This window comes from Pedobacter cryoconitis (assembly GCF_001590605.1).
GTDB lineage: Bacteria > Bacteroidota > Bacteroidia > Sphingobacteriales > Sphingobacteriaceae > Pedobacter > Pedobacter cryoconitis_A.
Map to the genome: position 1 here is coordinate 3,568,196 of NZ_CP014504.1, position 21,490 is coordinate 3,589,685.

The window sequence follows — 21,490 nt, forward strand, 5'->3', positions numbered from 1 at the left end:
TATGGATAAACTATCAGAAAAGAGTTATCAGTTGGTTGTCAGGGGAAATGTAAAAATGCTGACCATGATGGATAGCTTTTCTACAACCGGAACTTATGTGCTTTCACATTACGGAAAAAATGCATTTAAGCCTGACCTGCAGGAATATGTACTGGAAGAGCGGGACGTGAAGTTAACGGAGTATTATGACCCCAATACATATCAACTGATAGAATATGTAAATAAGTTAGCTTATATCTACAGCAGGCAGCATATCTGTATCAACAGTGGCGGTGTAATCAAAGGGTTATTGAACATGCCTGAGATCAAGACGAAATGGGATAAGCTTAAAAAGGAGCTGATGCAGACCAATCCTATTGCTGCTTTTGAAATTATCAGGCATAAAGAACGTGAACTGGCCAACCCTCCGGAGTTAATTGAAAATCTGGAGAATACACATTTCATGCATTTGTTTTTATATGCGTTTAATTATACGGCCGATGGAGTTGTTTATGAACAGAAAAAGGAGGAAAGAGATCGGATGGGCATTGGCTTTTTAATTCCGGTGAATCAAACTTATACTTCTGAAACGACTGATAATGGCTATAGTATTCATGTGGAGTCTTCATTAGATGAGAAAGGTAAAATTGATAAGCAGATGATATCAAAAGTAACTGGCCAAAAGGAATTTGACATGAAACATTATACAAAGGCCAGTTTCAATTATGACCATACCGGGGTGTTACAATCTGCGGAAATGAAGGTATTCGAGCAAATAAATAATGACTATAAATCAGATTTATATTTAAATCTGGAAAGCATATAAGTTATGGCTGACGAGGAATTACAATGGTTAACGGAAAAGCATTATTTAGTTTGCCCTAAAGGTGCAATGTTCAAACAGATGAAAGTAACCAGCCAAGAGCAGGTTACATTCAGTGGCAATCTTGCGGCAACAACCGAGGATAAGATGATTGGCAATGTATTTATCTGTTTGGGTAGTATGGCATTTATGGCGGGGGCAATTGCAGGTTTGCTAGTTGCTGCTTTAGCATTACTTGCTGTACCAGTAGCAGGCTGGGCATTGGCTTTAATTATCGGCGGTGCTTTATTACTCGCTATAGGTGCTGGTTATATGAAGTGTAAAACAAATGCAGCGGCAAGGATTTGGGTCAACTCCTCTCCTAATTTGGTGATACATCATCATGAAGGGTTGGTTGTTGGTCAAAGTCAGTTAAGCTGCCCTCCGGAAGGTGCGATGATTGATATTAAAGCCACTTTCTGGGAAGCGATGATGAGTACCACGATGAATAATGTGGGGCATATTGCCAACTTTGCTTTTGGATTTTTAGCGGGCAGAGGATTGGGCAGCATGGCGGGAACGTTAGGTACACAAGGTATCAGAGCTGCCGGTGCAGAGTTTTTAACGATAGCGCGAACAGAAATGGGATCCATGTTTAACCCGGCTTCTTTGTTTGGTAAGATGAGTTGGTTTTGCAGAGGAATGCGCGGATTTGGTATGTTCGGCGCTTATAAGGGCCAGGCTGATATCTGGACAAACGATGAGATGAGTGTTACGGACAAGTTATTGGCGAGTGGTCAGGAACTGGTCTTAGCAATTTTTGCAGCCAAAGGAGCTTCACTGGTTTGTTTCCCTGCAGGTACTACGGTACATACAGGAAATGGGGTGATGGCTATTGAGGACATCGCTGTTGGGACATTAGTCTGGACGCTGAATGAAGAAAACGGACAAAGAGAGTTGAAACCGATTACAGCAACACATCGCCGCACAACCTTGAGTATGATGGTTGTTGAATTGGGAAATGGAACTATATTTGAAGTAACACCGGAGCATCGTTTCCTGGTGGAAAATGAGTGGCGCGAGATCCAGTCGATTACTGCGCTGGATGAACTGGAAGGAATTGACGGGGAAAGGGTAAGGATTAAGAATATCGGGTTGATCAGCAAAAGCGCTGTGGTTTATAACTTCGATGTTTTAGACAATGAGAATTACTTTGTTACCGAGGATGGGGTACTGGTACATAATGGGTATGCGAAAAAACTTGATGATGACTCTTATGAAATAGGGGTTAATTATAAAGAAGGTTGGACTCCTCAACAAATAGCTGAAGCTGATGCAAAAATAAAAGCGCTAAACGAGTCTGGAGATTTAATTATATCAACACCTAATAGAGGTAGTAAATCTGCAGCAGATATGTATAGAGATGCCGGATTTGAAATACCTGCTGGAAAAGATGTAGATCATATCAAGGACTTACAATTTGGTGGCCCGGATGCCGTTACAAATATGAATCCACTTGATTTTAGTGTGAATAGAAGTCTGGGACCTCAAATTTACCATCAAACTAAAAACCTGCCTTTGGGCACAAAAGTATCTAAGATTATTATATCACCTATTAAATAATTTATGAAAGAAAGCAAAAAAGTATTAGATACCAGATCAGGCATGTGGTGTATCTGGAACCCAAAAATTGCAAAGGGAGTAAATTCATATGAAGATTGGGAAGAAAATTTTTATGAGGACGATTCTCTTTTAGAACTCATAAAGGAAAAGCTGTTCGTTCCAATTAATTTGCAAAACAATGGAGCTTTAGAATTCATTATTCGAATAGCGCCACAAAAAATATTGAGTGAAAGAGAAGCTAAATATCTTTTAACCACGTCCAACAATTATTTGATTGAGTCTGATGGGATTCTTAACGTTAGTGGAATAGAATATATCGAAGAGACTATAAATGAGTCTCATGTAGCTCAAGTTGAAACAGCGAAAAATATTTATCTGGTAAGTATTGATATCATAGACTGGAAAAAAGAACCTGGAATGACAAAGGAAGATGGATCTCCTGCGGATGGGGCTTTACCTGATCTTATTGTTCATTTAAACACTCTATCAAATGATGTTGTAATAAGTCATAAAATCGAAACATTTAAAAAGTAGCTAATCTGGCCTGTAAGATATACTTATCAAATGATTGAAATTCATCAAAAGATAAAAAGCCTGGGAGATATTATTTTTCGGAAAAAAAGAGAAGAAAGACATAATACCCATCACACTTTAGAATTTATCAAAAGTGTGATGGATGCTTTACCCGAACAACGGGTGATAGATTTCATCAAGGAATATGGATTCTCTACTTTTAAGAATTATGTGATGATAAAGTCATTTGAGAAATCTTCTTTTTTATCTAGCGGAGAGATAAAATTGGGATTAATCTTTGGTTTTGGAGATGGAACAGATAGCGTAAAAGATGCTATTGATACTTACTTTATAGAAGAGCAATTGAATTGGAAGTTTTTCCCTTTATTCGAGGGATATCCCGGAGATATCATATTTTATTCTCTGGAACCAGAAACAAGAGGCAAAATATACTATTGGCATCATGAGGGAGATATCAATGCAGATAAGTCATTGATAGCAAACTCATTTGAAGAGTTTATTAATAACTTATATCTCAAACAAAAAGAGGAGGAAGAAGAAGAGCCAGAATTATCTGCAGATGAACTCGCTTCAGTTAATGAGCGGAGAAAAAGAGTAGGTCTTCCTCTTATTGTTAAAAATAGAAATGAGATTACCTGATTAAGTTTTCAATAAAAAACATGGATACAACCTGGAAGTTCGTAAAGCCCTTAAAAGACAAATCATCTATTCTTTTAGTTGAAAAAGAATGGGGCATAAAACTTCCTGAGATTTTTATTGAGCTGGTAATAAACTATAACTCAGGCGTTCCGGAAAATACAGCATTTAATACAGAGTTTTCAACAGGTAAGAGTTCTGGAGAACTGTTAAATTTTAATCTTGATAGTAAGGATAATGTATTAGCTGAATATAAGAACATTGAAGACAAACTGCCACCTGATATTTTTCCTTTTGCTGCCGATCCGGGGGGAAATTATATATGCTTTGATTACAGAATGAATAAAGAGAATCCACAAATAGTATTTTGGAATCATGAAGAAAGATTTATAATTGAGGGCGATCAGATAGTAAATCCGGATGTTGAAAATGAATTCGATTTACATATTATAGAGCCAGTTTCCAATGATCTCGAAGGATTTTTAAATAAGTTATATACTATTAAAAATGATGAAGATAATGATTTTGAAGGATTTGAATTGTTATAAAAAACACATGTAGAAATACGCTTTAAATGGAATTTGAACAGACTTCACAGAACCTTTCTCTAGAAGATTTAAGAGATTTTGAAACCAAAATCAATTTAACATTACCTGAAGATTTTAAAGAACACTATTTGAAGAGCAATGGTGGTTATCCCCCTTTTGAACATGTCAAAGGAATAAATCACTTATTCACAATAAACGGATTTATACCAATAAAACATGGAACTGCCCCAATTGAAGAAACGATTTCTGATTATAAAAAAAGTGGAATTACCTTTGGCCCAAAAATCCCTTTCGCCTTTGATAATGGTGATAACATTTATTTAATCTCTTTAGATAGCGAGGACTATGAGACTATTTACCTGGTTGAATCCGAATTTTTGAATATAAAGGAAAAACAATATTATAAAGTCTCGAACAATTTCACCGGATTTCTAGCGAGTTTTTACAACGAATAATATCCTAATGTAAAGAGTTTATCTTAACCACTACTCCATCTTCCAGGTTCGGAAACCCCTGAATTTAAGCTCTTAATCGATAACGATTATCGCTGTTACAATTCAACTTCAATCTTAAAAAACTAAAAATCAGCCTTAAAAACTAAGCCTTCATGTTGTCTCGTATGCCCATTCAACACCGTTAAGCCACCATAAATAATTTTTTTTAAATTAAATTTGACAAATTAAATTTTGTTGCTACATTTGAAAAAACAAAGATTAAAAATACAGGGTTCTGTTTTCAGAAGCCAGCAAAGAAAAAAATGAGAAACATCACTACATATTGGTTTAGCTACTTCTACTACTTTAGTAAGAGCCGGGACTGATATGCAATCAAAAAAATCAACATAAATTGTATATGAAAAGTCCCGGCATCCTGCCGGGACTTTTTTTGTTTAAAGCAAAAATTAACGCAGGAGATTATAAGATGAAAAAAGTAACAAGAGTAGCAATACAAGGTATTAAAGCCTCCTTTCATGAAGAAGCTGCTTTCAAATTCTTTGGTAATGACATTAAAACTGTCGAATGCAATTCCTTTAAACAAACATGCGAAGTGCTTGAAGCACGGGAAGTTGACTACGTAGTGATGGCGATTGAAAACTCTATAGCTGGTAGCCTTTTACCAAATTATACCCTGATCAGAGAATATAATTTTGCAGTGACCGGAGAGGTTTATCTTCCTATACAATTGCATTTAATGGCCCTGCCAGGAGTGAAATTGGAAGACGTAAAATATGTAACCTCCCACCCTATTGCTATTCGTCAGTGTATCGATTTCTTTGATGAGTTTCCACACCTTAAGGTAGTGGAAAGTGTAGATACAGCCGCTTGTGCAAAAAAGATCAGAGACGAGCAATTAACTGATACTGTTGCGATTGCAAATACACTGGCTGCCGAGCTTTATGGCTTGAACATTATAGAAAGAAGAATTGAATCTAATAAAAAGAATTACACCCGTTTCCTGATCCTTCAAAACGATAAAACAGAAGATTTGACTGAAATTAATAAATCCTCCATCTGTTTCCAGGTTGGTAACCATGTAGGTGCACTCTCTAAAGTGCTGAACATCTTCGCAGAGCAAAATGTGAATTTAAGCAAGATCCAGTCTATGCCTGTTTTAGGGAAAAGAAGTGAGTATTACTTCTATGTCGATATGGAATGGACAGAAAGCGAGAAATATGACATCGCTATCCGTAAAGCACTGAAATACACAGTAAACTTTAATATAATGGGCGAGTATCTGAAAAACGATATCGTTTAATACAACATCAACAGCATTTAAAATATTTAATACATACCACACACACATTAAATCCCCCTCATCATGAAATTAAACTTAAACATTCAGCCATTATCGAGCTGGATCAACGTTAAAAACGAGCCGCTTATCATCTCTGGACCATGTAGCGCAGAAACTGAAGATCAATTGTTATCTACTGCACATTTATTAGCTGCAACTGGTAAAGTATCTGTATTAAGAGCTGGAATCTGGAAACCACGTACCCGTCCGGGAGAATTCGAAGGAATCGGAAGTATCGGTCTGGAGTGGTTGAAAAAAGCTAAAGCTGAAACCGGATTACCTACAGCTGTAGAAGTAGCAAACGCTAAACATGTGGAAGAAGCATTGGCAGCGGGCGTTGATATCTTATGGATCGGTGCAAGATCAACTGCAAACCCTTTTACAGTACAGGAAATTGCTGACGCTTTAAAAGGTGTTGATATCCCTGTATTAATCAAAAATCCAGTAAATCCTGATATCTCACTATGGATTGGTGCTTTAGAGCGGATCAACAATGCAGGTATCACTAAATTAGGTGCAATTCACCGTGGTTTCTCTTCTTACGAGAAAAGCTCTTTCCGTAACGAACCAATGTGGGAACTTGCGATTCAATTGAAAACGCTTTGCCCTGAATTGCCAATTATTAATGACCCTTCTCATATTTGCGGAAACCGCGAATTAATCCCTTATATCTCTCAAAAAGCATTAGACCTTGACATGCAAGGATTAATGATTGAGTCACATATTGACCCTTCTGTAGCATGGACTGACGCTAAACAACAGGTTACTCCTGCTGCTTTGGAAGAACTGATCGCTAAATTAAGTTTACGTGATCCAGAATCCAACAACGAAGCGTTTGCTGATAAATTAGCCGAATTACGTAAGCAAATTGATAAAATTGATGATGTAATGCTTCAGAAATTAAGTGAGCGTATGGCTATCGTTGAAAAAATCGGTCAGTACAAAAGAGATAGCAAAGTAACCATCTTACAAGTTAACCGTTGGGATGAAATCCTTAAAAAAGGAACTGCTTTTGCTAAAGCCCTTAAATTAGACCTTGGTTTTACAGAGAAATTCTTAGAATTAGTTCATGCTGAGTCTATCAGAAAACAAACTGCAATCATGAACGAAGGCAAAACTGAAGAAGAAATCGTTGAAGCTGCTGCTGCAAAAGCTTAATCATCTGAGTTTTCAAAAGCTTTTCTTAGTCATAGATTAGGAAAAGCTTCCGAAAATTCTGAATACAAAAAATTAACACGAAATGCTCCAATGAAGAAGAATGCACTTGTTTCCTTTAAGGGACAAAAAGATATCCAGGCAACGATAAACCTCACGGGTTCAAAAAGTGAGAGCAACAGGGCATTAATTATTGCTGCAATCAGTAAAGGGTTAGTCAAGGTAAATAATCTTTCTGATGCTGCTGATACAGTGACTTTGAACAGGATTTTGACGGAACTGGGTACAACTGAACCTGAAGGAAGAAGAACGGTAGATGTTGGCCATGCTGGCACTGCAATGCGCTTTTTAACGGCTTATTTGGCTACAATTCCACAGCAATTTTTGCTTACAGGATCTGCCAGAATGCAGGAACGCCCGATTGCTATCTTAGTGGACGCTTTAAAAAGCCTGGGTGCGGATATATCTTATGCTAAAAATGAGGGTTTCCCTCCTTTGTCTATCAATGGAGGTTTAAATAATGTACGTGCAGAGGTTTCTATCAAAGGAAATGTAAGCAGTCAGTATTTATCGGCCTTGCTGATTATTGCGCCAAAATTGCTTGCTGGCCTTTCGCTGAATATTGAGGGTGGATTAACTTCCAGACCCTATGTAGAAATGACGCTGGCTTTATTGGCTTCAGCTGGGGTTTCACATAGCTGGAAAGGCGATAATATCTATATAGGCCCGCAGCAATATCAGGCGGCAACCCTGACTGTTGAACCTGACTGGAGCGCTGCATCTTACTGGTACAGCATTGCTGCACTAGCTGATCAGGCGGCTATTGAACTGCCTAACTTGAAAGAGGAAAGCTTGCAGGGAGATAGTAAAATCCAGGAAATCATGATTGGCCTTGGTGTGAATACACAAAGAACCGCAAATGGCATAGCTTTAAAAGCCAATAAAAACGAAGCACAAACTACAGCTATTCTAAACTTAAAAGACTGTCCTGATCTGGCACAAACTATTATTGTTTGTGCTGCTGCTAAGGGATTAAACCTTGCTTTTACTGGCTTGGAAACGCTTAAAATTAAAGAAACCAACAGAATTCTGGCCTTACAAAATGAGCTGGGTAAAATTGGCGTTACTTTAAATGAAGAAAATGAAGTTTATACGTTAAACTGTGAAGGATTAAACTTCCCGGAAAAGGTAACTTTCGCAACCTATGATGATCACCGGATGGCTATGGCCTTTGCGCCTTTAAGTTTGCTGATTAAAGAAGTAGAAATTGAAGATTTTCAGGTGGTAGAGAAGTCATATCCTGATTTCTGGAAACATCTGCAAAAAGCAGGTTTCACGGTTCAGGAATTAGCCTGATAATTAGAATAGTTTACAAAAAAAATTAAAAACATGGCAGGAAATACCTTCGGACACTTATTCAGGATTTCAACTTTTGGAGAATCACATGGCGAGGCTATTGGCGTTATCGTAGATGGCTGTCCTGCCGGATTGCCTATTGATCTGGAGTTTATCCAGTCAGAGTTAGATAAACGCCGTCCGGGACAATCAAAGATAACCACACAACGTAAAGAGAGCGACACGGTACAAATCTTATCGGGTATTTTCGAAGGACAAAGTACCGGTACACCGATTGCGCTTTTGATTCCGAATGAGGATCACCGTTCAAAAGATTATGAGCATAATAAGACTGTTTATCGTCCTTCGCATGCGGATTATACTTATGATGCTAAATATGGTATCCGCGATCACCGTGGTGGCGGACGTTCCTCTGCCAGAGAAACGGCTGCCCGGGTAGCGGCAGGTGCGATTGCCAAGTTGTTACTTCAACATTACGGAATTGGTATTTTTGCGCATGTTTCTGCTGTAGGTACTATCAATGCACCTAATTTAGCAGCATTGCCAATTGCTGAATTGCTGGCACAGCGCGAAGAAAATATCGTGCGCTGCGCAGATCCGGCAACCGCAAACGAAATGATCGAATTTATAGACAGTGTCAGAAAAGATGGAGATACTGTTGGTGGAAAAATCAGTTGTATCATTCATAATTGCCCTCCAGGATTAGGAGAGCCTGTTTTTGATAAGCTGCATGCCGATTTAGGCAAAGCGATGTTAAGCATTAACGCTGTACATGGTTTTGAATATGGCTCAGGATTTTCAGGGAGTGAGATGAGGGGATCAGCACACAATGATATCTTCCTGACAGATGGAGCAATACCAAAAACACTGACTAATTTCTCTGGTGGTATACAAGGAGGAATTTCTAACGGAATGGAAATCAATTTTACAGTAGCTTTTAAGCCTGTAGCGACCATTATGCATAATCAGCAAACGGTTAATGCTGCTGGTGAAGCGGCAGAGATTAAAGGTAAAGGCAGACATGATCCTTGTGTAGTGCCCAGAGCAGTTGTGATCGTTGAGGCGATGGCAGCTTTAGTGCTTGCCGATCAGTTATTAAGAAATAAATCAAGCAGGTTATAAGTTAGAAACCTGTTTGTACGGACGCCCTGTTATCTAAAAAATAACAGGGCGTTTTTTTATGTTAAATCTTTCACTGAGACTATTTTAATTTAAATTAAATGAATAATTATTTCTATTTTACATATACCTATTTATACCATCAAATCTATCTACTATGAAACCATCATGTGCAGCACTACTCTTATCGAAACGAACAGGACTGGCAAGCACATGATAGCTTCATAACCATTAAAAAAAAATCTATCTACTATGAAAAACAAAAACAGCGTGGCAATTTTGTGCGCCACATTTTTAGTCGTTTTGGTATCCTGTCGTAAGGATAACCTGACCAACAACAGTCAGGATGCGCTCCACCCAAAAGACAAACTTTATTCTGTACAGGAAATTAATGCAGTAATTCAGTCCAGTTTACAGAAAACCGGAGATTTTAAATGGAATGAGCAAAGTGATGAATTGTTATACAGTGCTGTTATCCATGGGGATAGCCTGCTGTCTGTCGGTTATGGAAATCCACAGTCTAACACCATTACTCAAAGTAACAATGCTGAAGCTCAAATGTCAAACATCAGTGTATCTGAAGCAAAGAAAGCCGGAGTAAATATAGACGGCATTAAAAGCGGCATTTTACAGCAGGTAAAGACTGCTGAGGCCAAAGAGAACGTGCTGCAATATGAAAGCCCTGTGTTGACCAATATGGTGGTTAAAATAGGAAATTTAAGTACGCTTCAGGAGCTGCGTAAATCTAAGGCTATCCGCTATGTGGAACCTGCTGATTACAATAAGCATTTATTAAAGAGCAGATCTGCTATTGCTACAGAAAGCCTGAGCTCTGGTGGAGGTGGCGATCCTGCTGAGCTTCCGGGCTGGTTTATCCAAGGCAGCGGAGAGCCTTTAATCCCTAAGAGTTACGGAGATCAGAAAATCCCGGATGCCTGGAAAGTAAGTACTGGAAGAGGTATCACTATTGGCTTAATTGATAACGGGGTTTATCAAGCTCAAACCGCATTCACTTCACAGGAATTTGGTGCAGGGAGAACGATTGCATTATTTGGTACATTTAAGGGCAATTCCAGTTCAAATGATGGCGTATATGCAAATAAAGATGATATGAGCGCCGATCATGGTACTGCTATGGCTTCTTTAATTGCTGCACCGAAAAAGGTAAACCTGCCTGTCGGAATTGCTTATAACTGTAATCTGGTGAGCTACAGGGCAACTGATTTTGTCGCATTATGGGCCTCTAAACAACAACAGGGCGTGTCCACTGCTTTAACCAGGTTAGCTGATGATCAAAATGTAAAGGTGATATCGATGTCTAATGGCTGGATCTTTAATATATCAGCTTTAGCTGACGCTGTGAAATATGCAAAAAGTAAAGGTAAACTAATCTTTGCTGCTGCCGGTACCTCTATTAAACCAATTAATCTGGGCTTCTTCGTGATTGATATCCCTAAAAGTGTGGGAGTAATATTTCCGGCTTCCATGAACGAAACTGTTGCGGTTACAGGCACCGATTACAGCACAACAGGAAACCTGGTGAGTTGTAAAGAGTGTCATGAAGGTAATAAAGTTTATTTTACAACCACTACTGCAACTTCAGCAGGCATCAATAACGCAGTAGCAGTTTATCATGATACCCCGGGTCAATATGGTTTCTCAGGCTCTTCTTCGGCGGCTACAGCAATTAATGCTGGTATCGCAGCACTGGTTTGGGCTGCGCACCCATCGTGGAATGATAAACAGGTTTTACAAAGAATGGTAGAATCTGCTAAATTATATCCTAATAAAGATTCAAAACTGGGCTATGGCCCGATCAATGTTTTAAAAGCTGTTCAGCCTTAAAAAAACCGCTATAAACAAAGCCTGGTCCTTTCCTTAATCTTCAAAGGGGAACCAGGCTTTTTCTTGAAAAAATGAATTTCAAATATCGGATCCTGAATTAGAAAATTGCAGGGTATTTTGCTTCATTATGTGCATTCATCATCTGGTAAATTGTTTCTACTACATCATCTACTGATGGTTTAGTGAAGTAATCCCCGTCAGATCCATATGGAGGACGGTGAGCTTTGGCAGATAATGTTTGTGGTTGTGCATCTAAATGGTAATATCCACCCTGATTCTCTAAAATCTGTTGCAGGATATAAGCTGTTCCGCCACCCGGAACATCTTCATCTACCACTAATAATTTATTCGTTTTCTGTAAAGAAGACGCGCATAAATGGTCTGTATCAAAAGGAAGTAAAGTTTGAGGATCGATGATCTCTACTGAAATTCCGTAAGCTGCCAGTTCTTCAGCTGCTTCTTCTACAATCCTTAAAGTCGAGCCATAAGATACCACAGTAATATCTGTTCCTTCTCTTACAATTTCAGCTTTTCCTAAAGGTACCGTATACTCCCCTACATTATCAGGCAACATCTCTTTTAAGCGATAGCCATTCAGGCATTCAATCATTAAAGCTGGTTCATCTGCTCTGAACAACGTATTGTACATTCCCGCAGCCTGTGTCATATTACGAGGCACACACAGGTGTAAACCACGTAGAGAGCCTAAGATCATACCAATTGGTGAACCTGAATGCCATACCCCTTCCAAACGGTGCCCGCGGGTCCTGATAATTACCGGTGCTTTTTGTCCGCCTTTGGTACGGTAAGACAAACTAGCCAAATCATCACTCAAAACATTCAGTGCATATAACAGATAATCCAGGTATTGAATCTCTGCGATTGGTCTTAAACCACGCAAGGCTAACCCGATACCCTGACCTGCAATAGTCATTTCTCTGATCCCTGTATCAGTAACTCTTAATTCACCATATTTAGCCTGCAAGCCTGCAAAACCCTGGTTCACATCACCAATGTTTCCTAAGTCTTCACCAAATGCCACTAAACGCTGATCGCGTGCAAAGTTAGCATCAAAACAAGCATTCAGTAATTCGCGGCCATCTACCATTTTACTATTATCCTGGTAAGATGCTGGCACAATATTCACTAAAAAAGGGCTTTCCTTACCGTCTGTAAATAGTTTGGAGTTGTAACGTTCTTCGTTGTTTTCTTTCTCTTTCTGATACCAGCTTAGTAACTGGTTTCTTTCTTCAGAAGGTTGATTTAAGGTTAAGCGAAGTGCTTTTCTTGCAGAAGAAACAACTTCTTTGCGCTGTGCATCTGGTGTGCCGCCCAGCGTACCTGCAATTTTTGATAAAGCCTGGCTGGAATCAGAAAGGTTATTGATCAAACTGATCACCTGATCCTTTTCTGTTTTAATATCCCCAAGGAATTCATTCCATGCTTCTTTCTGCGCTTCACGAACCAGTTTTTTAGCAGTATCTTCTAATACAGCTAACTCTTCTTCAGTCACAATAGCAGATTCAAGCATCCAGAGACGCATTTGACGGATACAGTCAAATTCCTTTTCCCACTCTAATCTTGCTTTGTCTTTATAACGTTCATGAGAACCTGAAGTAGAGTGCCCCTGAGGTTGTGTAACTTCAGTTACATGGATCAAAACAGGCACATGTTCATCACGGCAGATCTGAATGGCCTGCTGATAGGTTTCACAAAGCGCAGGATAGTCCCAGCCTTTTACTTTATAGATTTCGTAACCTGCGTTATTTTCATCACGCTGGAAACCTTTTAATATCTCTGAGATATCTTCTTTGGTAGTCTGATATTTTGCCGGAACAGAAATTCCGTAAGCGTCATCCCAAACAGACATCGCCATTGGAATTTGTAAAACCCCAGCTGCATTGATGGCTTCGAAAAACACGCCTTCAGAAGTAGAAGCATTTCCTATGGTACCAAAGCCAACTTCATTTCCATTCACGGAGAAGTTTTTCAGGTAATTTAATTCCGGATTTTGTCTGTATAATTTGGAAGCATAAGCTAAACCTACTAAACGAGCCATCTGGCCGCCTGTTGGTGCAATATCAGAAGAAGAATTCTTCATTTCTGTTAAGTTTTTCCATGAACCGTCTTCGTGAAGTGAACGGGTGGAAAAATGGCAGTTCATTTGACGGCCTGCAGATGCAGGGTCTGCTTCTACGTTTGGATTAGCGTATAATTGAGCAAAAAATTCCTTAATGGTACATATACCTGTAGCAAAAGCAAAAGTCTGATCGCGGTAATAACCAGAACGCCAATCGCCATTTTTAAAGGCTTTAGCCATTGCAATTTGTGGAAGTTCTTTTCCGTCGCCAAAAATGCCAAACTTAGCCTTACCTGTTAAAACCTCTTTACGGCCTAGTAAACTAGCCTGTCTGCTCTCGAATGCAATCCTGTAATCATCGATTACTATAGTCTTGAAGTCGTCAAAACTTAATTCTGAGGCATCGATGGGGTTCGTCGTAAGTTTGTTATTTAGCATCATAAGCACAAAAGTTTATTGGGCAAAGATACGTATTTTCTATTTTCCGTCCCTTACCCAAGTGTAATATATATATTAGCTTTTGACTTTGAAATGTTAATGAAAACATTAAATTTGTTCTGAAGATTTAAATATGAAACCTGCATGAGCCTACAATTCACTGCATTAGATTATCAGGTTCATGTAAGATTCATAACCATTAAAAAAAAATAACTGATGAAAAAGCTAATTATACTATTAACCTTTGTCTTAGGTGTTACCGTTACTTCATTTGCACAAAGCAAACCAGCTGAGTTTAAATTCGAAAAAGAGACACATGATTTTGGAAAAGTTCCATTGACAGGCCCTGTTTCTGTAGAATTTAAGTTTGTAAATGTTGGTGATGCGCCACTTATTTTAACAAAAGTAGAGACTACTTGCGGCTGTACTGTACCAACTTACACACAAACGCCTATTAAAAAAGGAGAATCAGGCCTGATTAAAGTTACTTATACGCCTGCTGGTTCACCATTGCCTTTCAGCAAAAGCATCACAATCAACTCTAATGCAAAAACACCTACTAAAGTGTTATACATTAAAGGAGAAACAGTAGCAGGAAAATAATCCGCAGAAAAATATTATTATCAATAAAACCTCGTTAAATCAACGAGGTTTTTTATTTTTGACCCATGCCACATATTTCAGAAAAAGGGATACAAATGCCCGCATCGCCTATTAGAAAACTAACTCCATTTGCAGATCAGGCAAAAAAGGAAGGTAAAAAAGTTTACCATTTAAATATCGGCCAGCCAGACATTGCCACACCAGAGGGCATGTTAAATGCAATTAAAAATATTGATTTCGATGTTTGGGCTTATACGCCTTCTGAAGGAACATTAAGCTATAGAACAAAACTTACTGAATATTACAATAAACTGGGGTACGATATCACTCCTGAGGATATTTTAGTGACTGTAGGTGGGTCTGAGGCTATCACAATTGCGATGCAGACTTGCGTGAATGAAGGTGACGAAATTATCATTCCTGAGCCTTTTTACGCAAATTATAATGGATTTGCTTGTATGAGTAATGTGGTTGTAAAACCAATCCTATCTTATATTGAGAATGGTTTTGCTTTACCAGCGATTGCAGAATTCGAAAAGCTGATCACTGATAAAACTAAGGCGATCATTATTTGTAACCCAAATAACCCGACAGGATATCTTTATTCAAGAGAAGAGCTTCAGGCTTTGAAAGAATTATGTTTAAAATATGATTTATTCTTATTTTCTGATGAAGCTTACCGTGAGTTCTGCTATGATGGCAGGGAATTCATTTCTCCTATGCACCTGGATGGTTTAGAGGAAAATGTAGTGATCATGGATACTGTTTCTAAAAGGTACAGTGCTTGTGGTGCGCGTTTAGGTTGTTTAATCACTAAAAACAAAGAAGTAATTAAGTCAGGATTGAAGTTTGCACAAGCAAGATTAAGCCCTGGAATGGTAGAACAAATAGCTGGAACTGCTGCTGTTGATACTCCTGATAGCTATTTTGAGGAAGTAAATAAGGAATATACTTTGCGCAGAGATACTTTAGTATCCAGATTAAATGCTATTGATGGTGTTTTCTGCCCTAATCCGGGTGGCGCTTTCTATGTAGTTGCCAAATTCCCTATTGATGACGCAGATGTATTTTGCCAATGGATGCTGGAAAGTTTCGACAACAATGGCGAAACGGTCATGATGGCTCCTGCAACTGGTTTTTACTCTAGCCCTGGCTCAGGTAAAGATGAAGTGAGAATGGCTTATGTATTAAATATTGGTGATTTAAACAAAGCAATGGATTGCTTAACGTTAGCGTTGAAACAATATCCTGGTAAAACGAACTAAGAATATATTTTAAAAAGAAAAGTCCTGCAATTTGATTTGCAGGACTTTTCTTTTTATAACTGCGCAGTTCAGCTAAGTTTTAAATAATAGGCATTTCAGCTAAGTATTAGCGTAAGGTAGCGTAGTTATAAAATTGAATTCCTCCATTCCCATTCACTTTAATGATTTTGGTTTCATCTGCTCCCTGTGCATTTTTAAGTGTTAACGTAATTTCGTTTTCACCTGTTTTCAAGGGTATACGGGCATAAGAAATACTACTGGGAAGTGATTGCCAGTTACGGGTATCAGCCTTCTCAGATAGCAAGCTATAGAGCTGCATGCCATAGCCAAGACCTTCCAGTAAGGTATTATTTTTCTGACCTTCTCTTTTCGCACTTTCGCGTAAAGCATATTCTGCTAATTTCTTAACTGCAAGTCTGGAAAGAACTTTACTCATTTCATTCAGCGTGCGCTGTTGAAGTGTCCTGAAAGCAAGTTCATTGATATCTTCTGCTTTTTCCAGCGTTACATCGCCCTGCGTATTCTTAATGACTGCCGAAGCGTAGTAAGAAGGTTGTGCTACATATTTAGGGAAGGAAGCTCTTAAGCTTTCTACGGCTTTAATATTTAGTTTGTCCCGATCGCCGCTATATACAAATGGAATAAGTAATCCGCCAGCTGCGTTGCTAAAAAATAGATTTCCACCGTCGCCTCTGGTTAAAGTAAAGAATAAGTCTTCTTGTTTTTTAACAGGTGCTAAACCATTTTCCCAAAAGAAAATCAGTTCACCGCCTTCTGGTGCTTTCTCTGGTTTATATTTGATGCCAAATGCGGTTTCAAATTGTACAGCTTCTGAAGTAAATCCATTTAAATAAGCTGTTCTGATTACATCTTGTTGAAGTCCTAAAGGCATTTGTGTACCATAATAGGTCTTATCCGGGCTTTTCTGATAGATCTCAACTGCATTCCTATAAGATATAAATGCATTATTGACATCTTTATTGCTTTCGTAAACCATGCCTTGCAGCATCAAAGAAAAGGAATCCTGAGCGTAACGTTTGTCTTTATTCTTGAATTTATCTCCTTGTTCTTGGGCTTGCAGGGTGATCCGTCTGGCTTCAACGACCGCTTCATCTGTGTTATGCAGATACAAATAGTTGAGTGCCTTATAGTAATGGATCATGAATTTCTCGAAATCCTCCCCTTTATAACGCTGTGTCATTGGGTTTACCAATACACCGACAGTTGCATCCAGCGTACCGGTCAATCCTATTTCCAGCATTTGATCGGCTTCGTTAAAGTACCGGTTACTGTTTTCATAATCTCCAAGCAAATGACTTACTCTTCCCTTCTCCATCAGGAACAGCAGTTTATTTCTTGGTTTCTGGATCAGGCTGTTTTTATCGAGTTCGATTTGTGCCTCTTTGTAATTCCCTGTAGAAATGTTTTTATAATACGGGGTAATACGGTCGTTATAACTTGCGCAACCAAATAAAAAAAGCATCAATCCTACAACTGATGCCCGAAGAGTATACGTACGAATGGTTGTCATATGAGTTATAAATTGTCCTGAACATCAGTGATATGATCTTCAGGACAAGGAGAAATTACGGGATTAGTTTTTAACGTATTTGGCTATTTTCTTCTCACCGATCCAAACCACTTCATTAGTCTGAATGTTGGTCAATTCAAGATTTACCTGATAATAAACTACTTTCTGACGTTTGTGTGCATCTACAATAGAGTTAATTGATCCCTGAAGAATATAATCAGCCCCGTTTTCTAAACCGAACTTTTTGATAGTTGAGTTAGAAGCATTTGTTTGCTGATCTGCTTTTTCTGCACGTAATTCTTCACGTTTTTTACCACCTTGTACTAAACGTACTCTTTGTGTCTGAATGAAAGAACTTTCGATGTCTTTTACAAAAGTCTCTGCATCAATATGTTCATGGCTTTTATTCTGAACAAATCCAACAATTACTACTGGTTTTTTGCCTTGATGTTCATCCTGATGGGTGCCTAACCAGTTTGCAGTCAGGATGTTTTTAGTCAGTTCATCTGCCACCATTCTGGAATCACTGTTATTCCAAGATCCGCTAATGTCAATGGTCTGATCTGTACTCACACGTGTTACTTGTCTGGATGAGCAGGATGCAATCATCATTCCTGAAGCGGCAAGCGCTGTAACCGTTAATAATCTATTGAATTTCATCTGTGTTCTTCTGTTTTTTTATAATTGTAAGATCGTATTTCCGGAAATTTGTTACCAGCCGAACCAGAAATTACTACGTCCCCCGTAATAACCTCCATAGTTATAGCCTCCATATGGGTAATAGCTGCTGCCAAAGCTTAATGAAGGATAAAAATCACCGTAGTAACCATTCATTCTTTCTTCATGTCTCCATTCACGGCGCTGACGACGGCGTTCCAGCTTGGCTTCATACCAGTCGTATGCTTTGTAGGTATTTTGAACAGTAGTTCCCTGAGTACTCGTCAGCGAATCTGCAACCTTAAAATATTTTTCCTGGCTTTCTTTATACCTCGGGTTTTGATCCGGAGCTAAACCTGACTGTTGTGCGCTTGCTGTTCCAGCGTAAAGAGCACCGAACAACAGGCTTGAAATAATGACTAAATTCCTTTTCATGACCTTAAATTTAAAGTATAACAAAAATAAGCATAATTTAGATGGACTGTATCATTCCGCCACTTTGCTTCAGTTAATTTAACGTTTTTTAACGAAACTTTGATAAATATACTGTGTAGTTTTAGTTTTCCGGATCTTCATTCAATTTTGAAGTTTCTTTAGATTCTCTCATGAATACGTACACGACAAGTGAGAGGAATATACAGGTAGTAATATACCAGTAGAAATAAGGTTCATGCCCTATCTTTTTGAACCATAAGGCCAGGTATTCAACTGTTCCTCCAAATATGGCTACCGTGATCCCATAAGGTAAACCAACGCCAAGTGCCCTGATCTGTGCCGGAAACAATTCTGCTTTTACAATTGCATTAATACTGGTATATCCACTTACAATGATCAAACCTGCCAGTAAAAGAAAAAAGGCACTCCATTGTGAAGTTGTATTACTTAAGGTGGTAAGTAATGGAACGGTGAAAATAGCTCCTAGTACACCAAAACCAATGAGTAGCGGTTTACGACCGACACGGTCAGAAAGCGTACCGAAAACAGGCTGTAATAAGGCAAAAATGAGCAGGGAGAAGAAAGATAGCAGCGTAGCATCTCCTTTGGATAAATGAACGGTATTGATGAGGAATTTCTGCATATAGGTCGTATACGTATAAAATGCCAGGGTTCCTCCCAATGTCATTCCTACCACAGTAAGTATAGCCCTGGGGTGTTTAAGTAATTCTCTGATTGTTCCACTATCTTTTTTGCTTTTCCGGGCTTCAAAGGCTTTTGTTTCATGCAGACTTTTACGAAGGTAAAGGGCTACAACAGATAGTAAAGCTCCAATGACGAAAGGAATGCGCCATCCCCAGGAAATCAGCTGGTCTTCCGTGAGGGCTCTTTGAAGTATGATCTGTATACCCAATGCAATCAGTTGTCCTCCGATTAGTGTAACATATTGAAAGCTGGAATAAAAACCCCGCCTGTTTTTGGTTGCCATTTCGCTTAGGTAGGTAGCAGAAACTCCGTATTCACCCCCAACGCTAAGTCCTTGTAATAATCTGGCGGTTAGCAGCAATACCGGAGCTACCAATCCTATTGTTTTGTAGGTAGGCGTTAATGCGATGAGTAATGATCCCATGGACATGAGCAGCACAGATAGCGTCATACTTTGTTTACGTCCTACTTTATCGGCGATACGGCCAAACATCCATCCACCGATTGGGCGCATCAAAAAGCCGAGTGCAAAAATCCCCGTAGTATTCATTAATTGAGCTGTCAAATTACCTGAGGGAAAAAAGGAGGAAGAAAAGTAGATGGAGAAGGCAGAATAGGCGTACCAGTCATACCATTCTACCAGATTCCCTACTGAACCTCCAAATATAGCTTTCAGCCTTTGTTTTGAGATTCTGGACGGTTCTTGATTTTCATCAGTTAATTGTTGAATCACAGCTTGGTCAGTTTGTCGGTTCATACGTTGGTTGTAACAGCAACATAAGAAAAATAATAGATATTGAGGTTAAATCTATCTACAAATCTGTGATACGAAAATAATCAAAGTCTGCCTGGCCGCCCATTGTTTTGGTCGCATAATTAAACAGCCCATAGCGATACCCCATAAACTGAGGGATAGTATATAACATCTTTAATTTGCTGCCAACAGGTATCCATGTGGAGCCATTAAGGCTATAAAAGAAATTTGCTGTATCGTTCCTGTTTTGAAAATCACAGTCAATTTTCAAATAAATCCTGTTTTGACTGACAGGAATATTTTGCTTTTCAACAGGCCTCCCATTTTCTGCAATAATCATGACTACAGCTTTACGGTTACCTGTTATTTTAACGCCAACTTGTCCGTAATTTTTTTGTAACAAACCTAAACCAGCAAAATCGCCATCTTTCATTTTGGATACATCGATGGAAGTTACGCCTGAACAAAATGGGCCTATCGTACGTTGTGTTAGTGTGTTCCTGGCCTGTAAAAAATCCAGCTCAATTCTTCCTGTCTTCAAGCGTAAATAACCGGCCCGGTCGCTCACAGACCAAAGACTGTTTTCAGGATTGTGGTTCCACTGCCAGACAAACGGCAAGTTAGCCTCTCCTTTTTTGCGATTAAATTCATCCGAAGCAACTATACCCGGTATCAGAGATTTTCTTGCTGGTAAGTTAAGCGTATCTGGCAATTTACCGTGATCTCCCAGCACTGGCCATCCTTCTTTCCATTTTACTGGTACCAGGTAAGGGGTACGTCCAACAGCTCCGAAATCTCTGAAAAGATAAGCATACCAATCTCCATTCGCTTTATTGATAAGCCCTCCCTGAGCTATCCCTAAGTCCTGAAACCCTATCTTGCTTTCATAAGGGCCAGTAAGCTGATCAGACCGGTGAATCACCACCGTGCGCATGCCATTCTTTGGCCAGATAATATTAAAAAGATAATACTTACCATTCACTTTAAACAGTTGGGAACCTTCAGCAGGTAAACCTCCGGTATTGCCGGGAGGCAAAACTGCATTTTCTATAATTACCTGTTCGGTGGTACCAGCCTTCAAACCAGAAAGATCCCCATTTAATTCAACCAACTTAATCCTGCCCGATCCGTAAACCATGTAGACACGTCCATCATCATCAAAAAATAAGGAGTGATCATGTAAAACAGGCTTAAAGGAGACAACTTTCCACTTGCCTTTTTCCACATCTTTTGTTGAATAAATATAGGTTTCACCTGTAGTTTGAGAAAAAGTACTGACATAGTATATACCTTTATGATAACGCATGCTACTGGCCCATGAACCTTTCCCGTAAGCATTCCTGTTCTTGTTGAGGCTCATTTCATCTCCATTACCCAAGGTCTGGCAGGCATAACTAACGAGTTTCCAATTGACAAGATCTTTCGACTTCATCACTGGTACGCCGGGAGTCATATGCATGGTCGTACTGCTCATATAATAGGTATCCCCAACACGGATAATTGAAGCATCGGGTACATCAGCAAAAATTACAGGCTGCTTTCCCGCGTATCCTTCCTGTGCTTTTAATTGGTCAAAAAAGGATGGAATAAAAATTGCTAAAATAATAACAGTGAGCTTCTTCATATTTTAT

General features: G+C 39.0%; 19 protein-coding genes. 13 read left to right on the top strand and 6 right to left on the bottom strand.

What is annotated here, in order from left to right; genetic code table 11:
- The first annotated feature begins 1 nt into the window (after window position 1).
- The 11 genes from AY601_RS14620 (at window position 2) to AY601_RS14670 (ending at window position 11,391) form a co-directional block, all read left to right on the top strand.
- Window positions 2–805, top strand: coding sequence for a hypothetical protein (locus AY601_RS14620; protein WP_068402369.1), 804 nt, complete (start codon window positions 2–4; stop codon window positions 803–805).
- A 3-nt stretch (window positions 806–808) separates the two neighbouring features.
- Complete coding sequence (locus AY601_RS14625) at window positions 809–2,404, top strand: Hint domain-containing protein (RefSeq protein ID WP_084359292.1); 1,596 nt, start codon at window positions 809–811, stop codon at window positions 2,402–2,404.
- A 3-nt stretch (window positions 2,405–2,407) separates the two neighbouring features.
- Window positions 2,408–2,938 carry a hypothetical protein gene (locus AY601_RS14630; protein WP_068402371.1) on the top strand — a complete coding sequence of 177 codons (531 nt, stop codon included), beginning with the start codon at window positions 2,408–2,410 and terminating at the stop codon, window positions 2,936–2,938.
- A 30-nt stretch (window positions 2,939–2,968) separates the two neighbouring features.
- Window positions 2,969–3,577 carry an SMI1/KNR4 family protein gene (locus AY601_RS14635; RefSeq protein WP_068402373.1) on the top strand — a complete coding sequence of 203 codons (609 nt, stop codon included), beginning with the start codon at window positions 2,969–2,971 and terminating at the stop codon, window positions 3,575–3,577.
- A gap of 20 nt (window positions 3,578–3,597) precedes the next feature.
- Window positions 3,598–4,122, top strand: a complete 525-nt coding sequence (locus AY601_RS14640; protein ID WP_068402375.1) for an SMI1/KNR4 family protein — start codon at window positions 3,598–3,600, stop codon at window positions 4,120–4,122.
- Between the two features lie 26 nt (window positions 4,123–4,148).
- Window positions 4,149–4,577, top strand: coding sequence for an SMI1/KNR4 family protein (locus AY601_RS14645; RefSeq protein WP_068402377.1), 429 nt, complete (start codon window positions 4,149–4,151; stop codon window positions 4,575–4,577).
- Between the two features lie 466 nt (window positions 4,578–5,043).
- Window positions 5,044–5,877 (top strand): prephenate dehydratase, encoded by an 834-nt coding sequence (locus tag AY601_RS14650; RefSeq protein ID WP_068407569.1) that lies wholly within the window; start codon window positions 5,044–5,046, stop codon window positions 5,875–5,877.
- 63 nt (window positions 5,878–5,940) lie between these two features.
- Window positions 5,941–7,074 carry a chorismate mutase gene (locus tag AY601_RS14655; RefSeq protein WP_068402379.1) on the top strand — a complete coding sequence of 378 codons (1,134 nt, stop codon included), beginning with the start codon at window positions 5,941–5,943 and terminating at the stop codon, window positions 7,072–7,074.
- 90 nt (window positions 7,075–7,164) lie between these two features.
- Window positions 7,165–8,427: a 3-phosphoshikimate 1-carboxyvinyltransferase gene (aroA, locus tag AY601_RS14660; RefSeq protein ID WP_068402381.1), complete on the top strand. Its 1,263-nt coding sequence runs from the start codon at window positions 7,165–7,167 to the stop codon at window positions 8,425–8,427.
- Window positions 8,428–8,460: 33 nt separating this feature from the next.
- Window positions 8,461–9,549, top strand: a complete 1,089-nt coding sequence (gene aroC, locus AY601_RS14665) for a chorismate synthase (RefSeq protein WP_068402383.1) — start codon at window positions 8,461–8,463, stop codon at window positions 9,547–9,549.
- Window positions 9,550–9,798: 249 nt separating this feature from the next.
- Window positions 9,799–11,391, top strand: coding sequence for a S8/S53 family peptidase (locus AY601_RS14670; RefSeq protein ID WP_068402385.1), 1,593 nt, complete (start codon window positions 9,799–9,801; stop codon window positions 11,389–11,391).
- 97 nt (window positions 11,392–11,488) lie between these two features.
- Here the strand turns inward: AY601_RS14670 and AY601_RS14675 are convergent, their stop codons facing one another.
- Complete coding sequence (locus AY601_RS14675) at window positions 11,489–13,912, bottom strand: alpha-ketoacid dehydrogenase subunit alpha/beta (protein ID WP_068402388.1); 2,424 nt, start codon at window positions 13,910–13,912, stop codon at window positions 11,489–11,491.
- A gap of 213 nt (window positions 13,913–14,125) precedes the next feature.
- Here AY601_RS14675 and AY601_RS14680 point away from each other — a divergent pair, with 213 nt between their 5' ends.
- Entirely contained in the window at window positions 14,126–14,512 is a 387-nt protein-coding gene (locus AY601_RS14680) for a DUF1573 domain-containing protein (RefSeq protein WP_068402390.1), read from the top strand.
- 65 nt (window positions 14,513–14,577) lie between these two features.
- Window positions 14,578–15,777 (top strand): pyridoxal phosphate-dependent aminotransferase, encoded by a 1,200-nt coding sequence (locus AY601_RS14685; RefSeq protein WP_068402392.1) that lies wholly within the window; start codon window positions 14,578–14,580, stop codon window positions 15,775–15,777.
- Window positions 15,778–15,883: 106 nt separating this feature from the next.
- On the opposite strand, the gene AY601_RS14690 is transcribed toward AY601_RS14685, so the two are convergent.
- The 5 genes from AY601_RS14690 to AY601_RS14710 form a co-directional block, all read right to left on the bottom strand.
- The gene (locus AY601_RS14690) at window positions 15,884–17,308 is read right to left on the bottom strand and encodes a COG3014 family protein (RefSeq protein WP_068402394.1); all 1,425 of its coding nucleotides are present in this window, start codon (window positions 17,306–17,308) and stop codon (window positions 15,884–15,886) included.
- A 63-nt stretch (window positions 17,309–17,371) separates the two neighbouring features.
- Window positions 17,372–17,968 (bottom strand): penicillin-binding protein activator LpoB, encoded by a 597-nt coding sequence (locus AY601_RS14695; protein WP_068402396.1) that lies wholly within the window; start codon window positions 17,966–17,968, stop codon window positions 17,372–17,374.
- A 51-nt stretch (window positions 17,969–18,019) separates the two neighbouring features.
- Complete coding sequence (locus AY601_RS14700; protein ID WP_068402398.1) at window positions 18,020–18,400, bottom strand: hypothetical protein; 381 nt, start codon at window positions 18,398–18,400, stop codon at window positions 18,020–18,022.
- A gap of 121 nt (window positions 18,401–18,521) precedes the next feature.
- Window positions 18,522–19,862 carry an MFS transporter gene (locus AY601_RS14705; protein ID WP_068402400.1) on the bottom strand — a complete coding sequence of 447 codons (1,341 nt, stop codon included), beginning with the start codon at window positions 19,860–19,862 and terminating at the stop codon, window positions 18,522–18,524.
- A 55-nt stretch (window positions 19,863–19,917) separates the two neighbouring features.
- Window positions 19,918–21,483, bottom strand: a complete 1,566-nt coding sequence (locus tag AY601_RS14710; protein ID WP_068402402.1) for a glycoside hydrolase 43 family protein — start codon at window positions 21,481–21,483, stop codon at window positions 19,918–19,920.
- Between the last annotated feature and the right edge of the window lie 7 nt (window positions 21,484–21,490).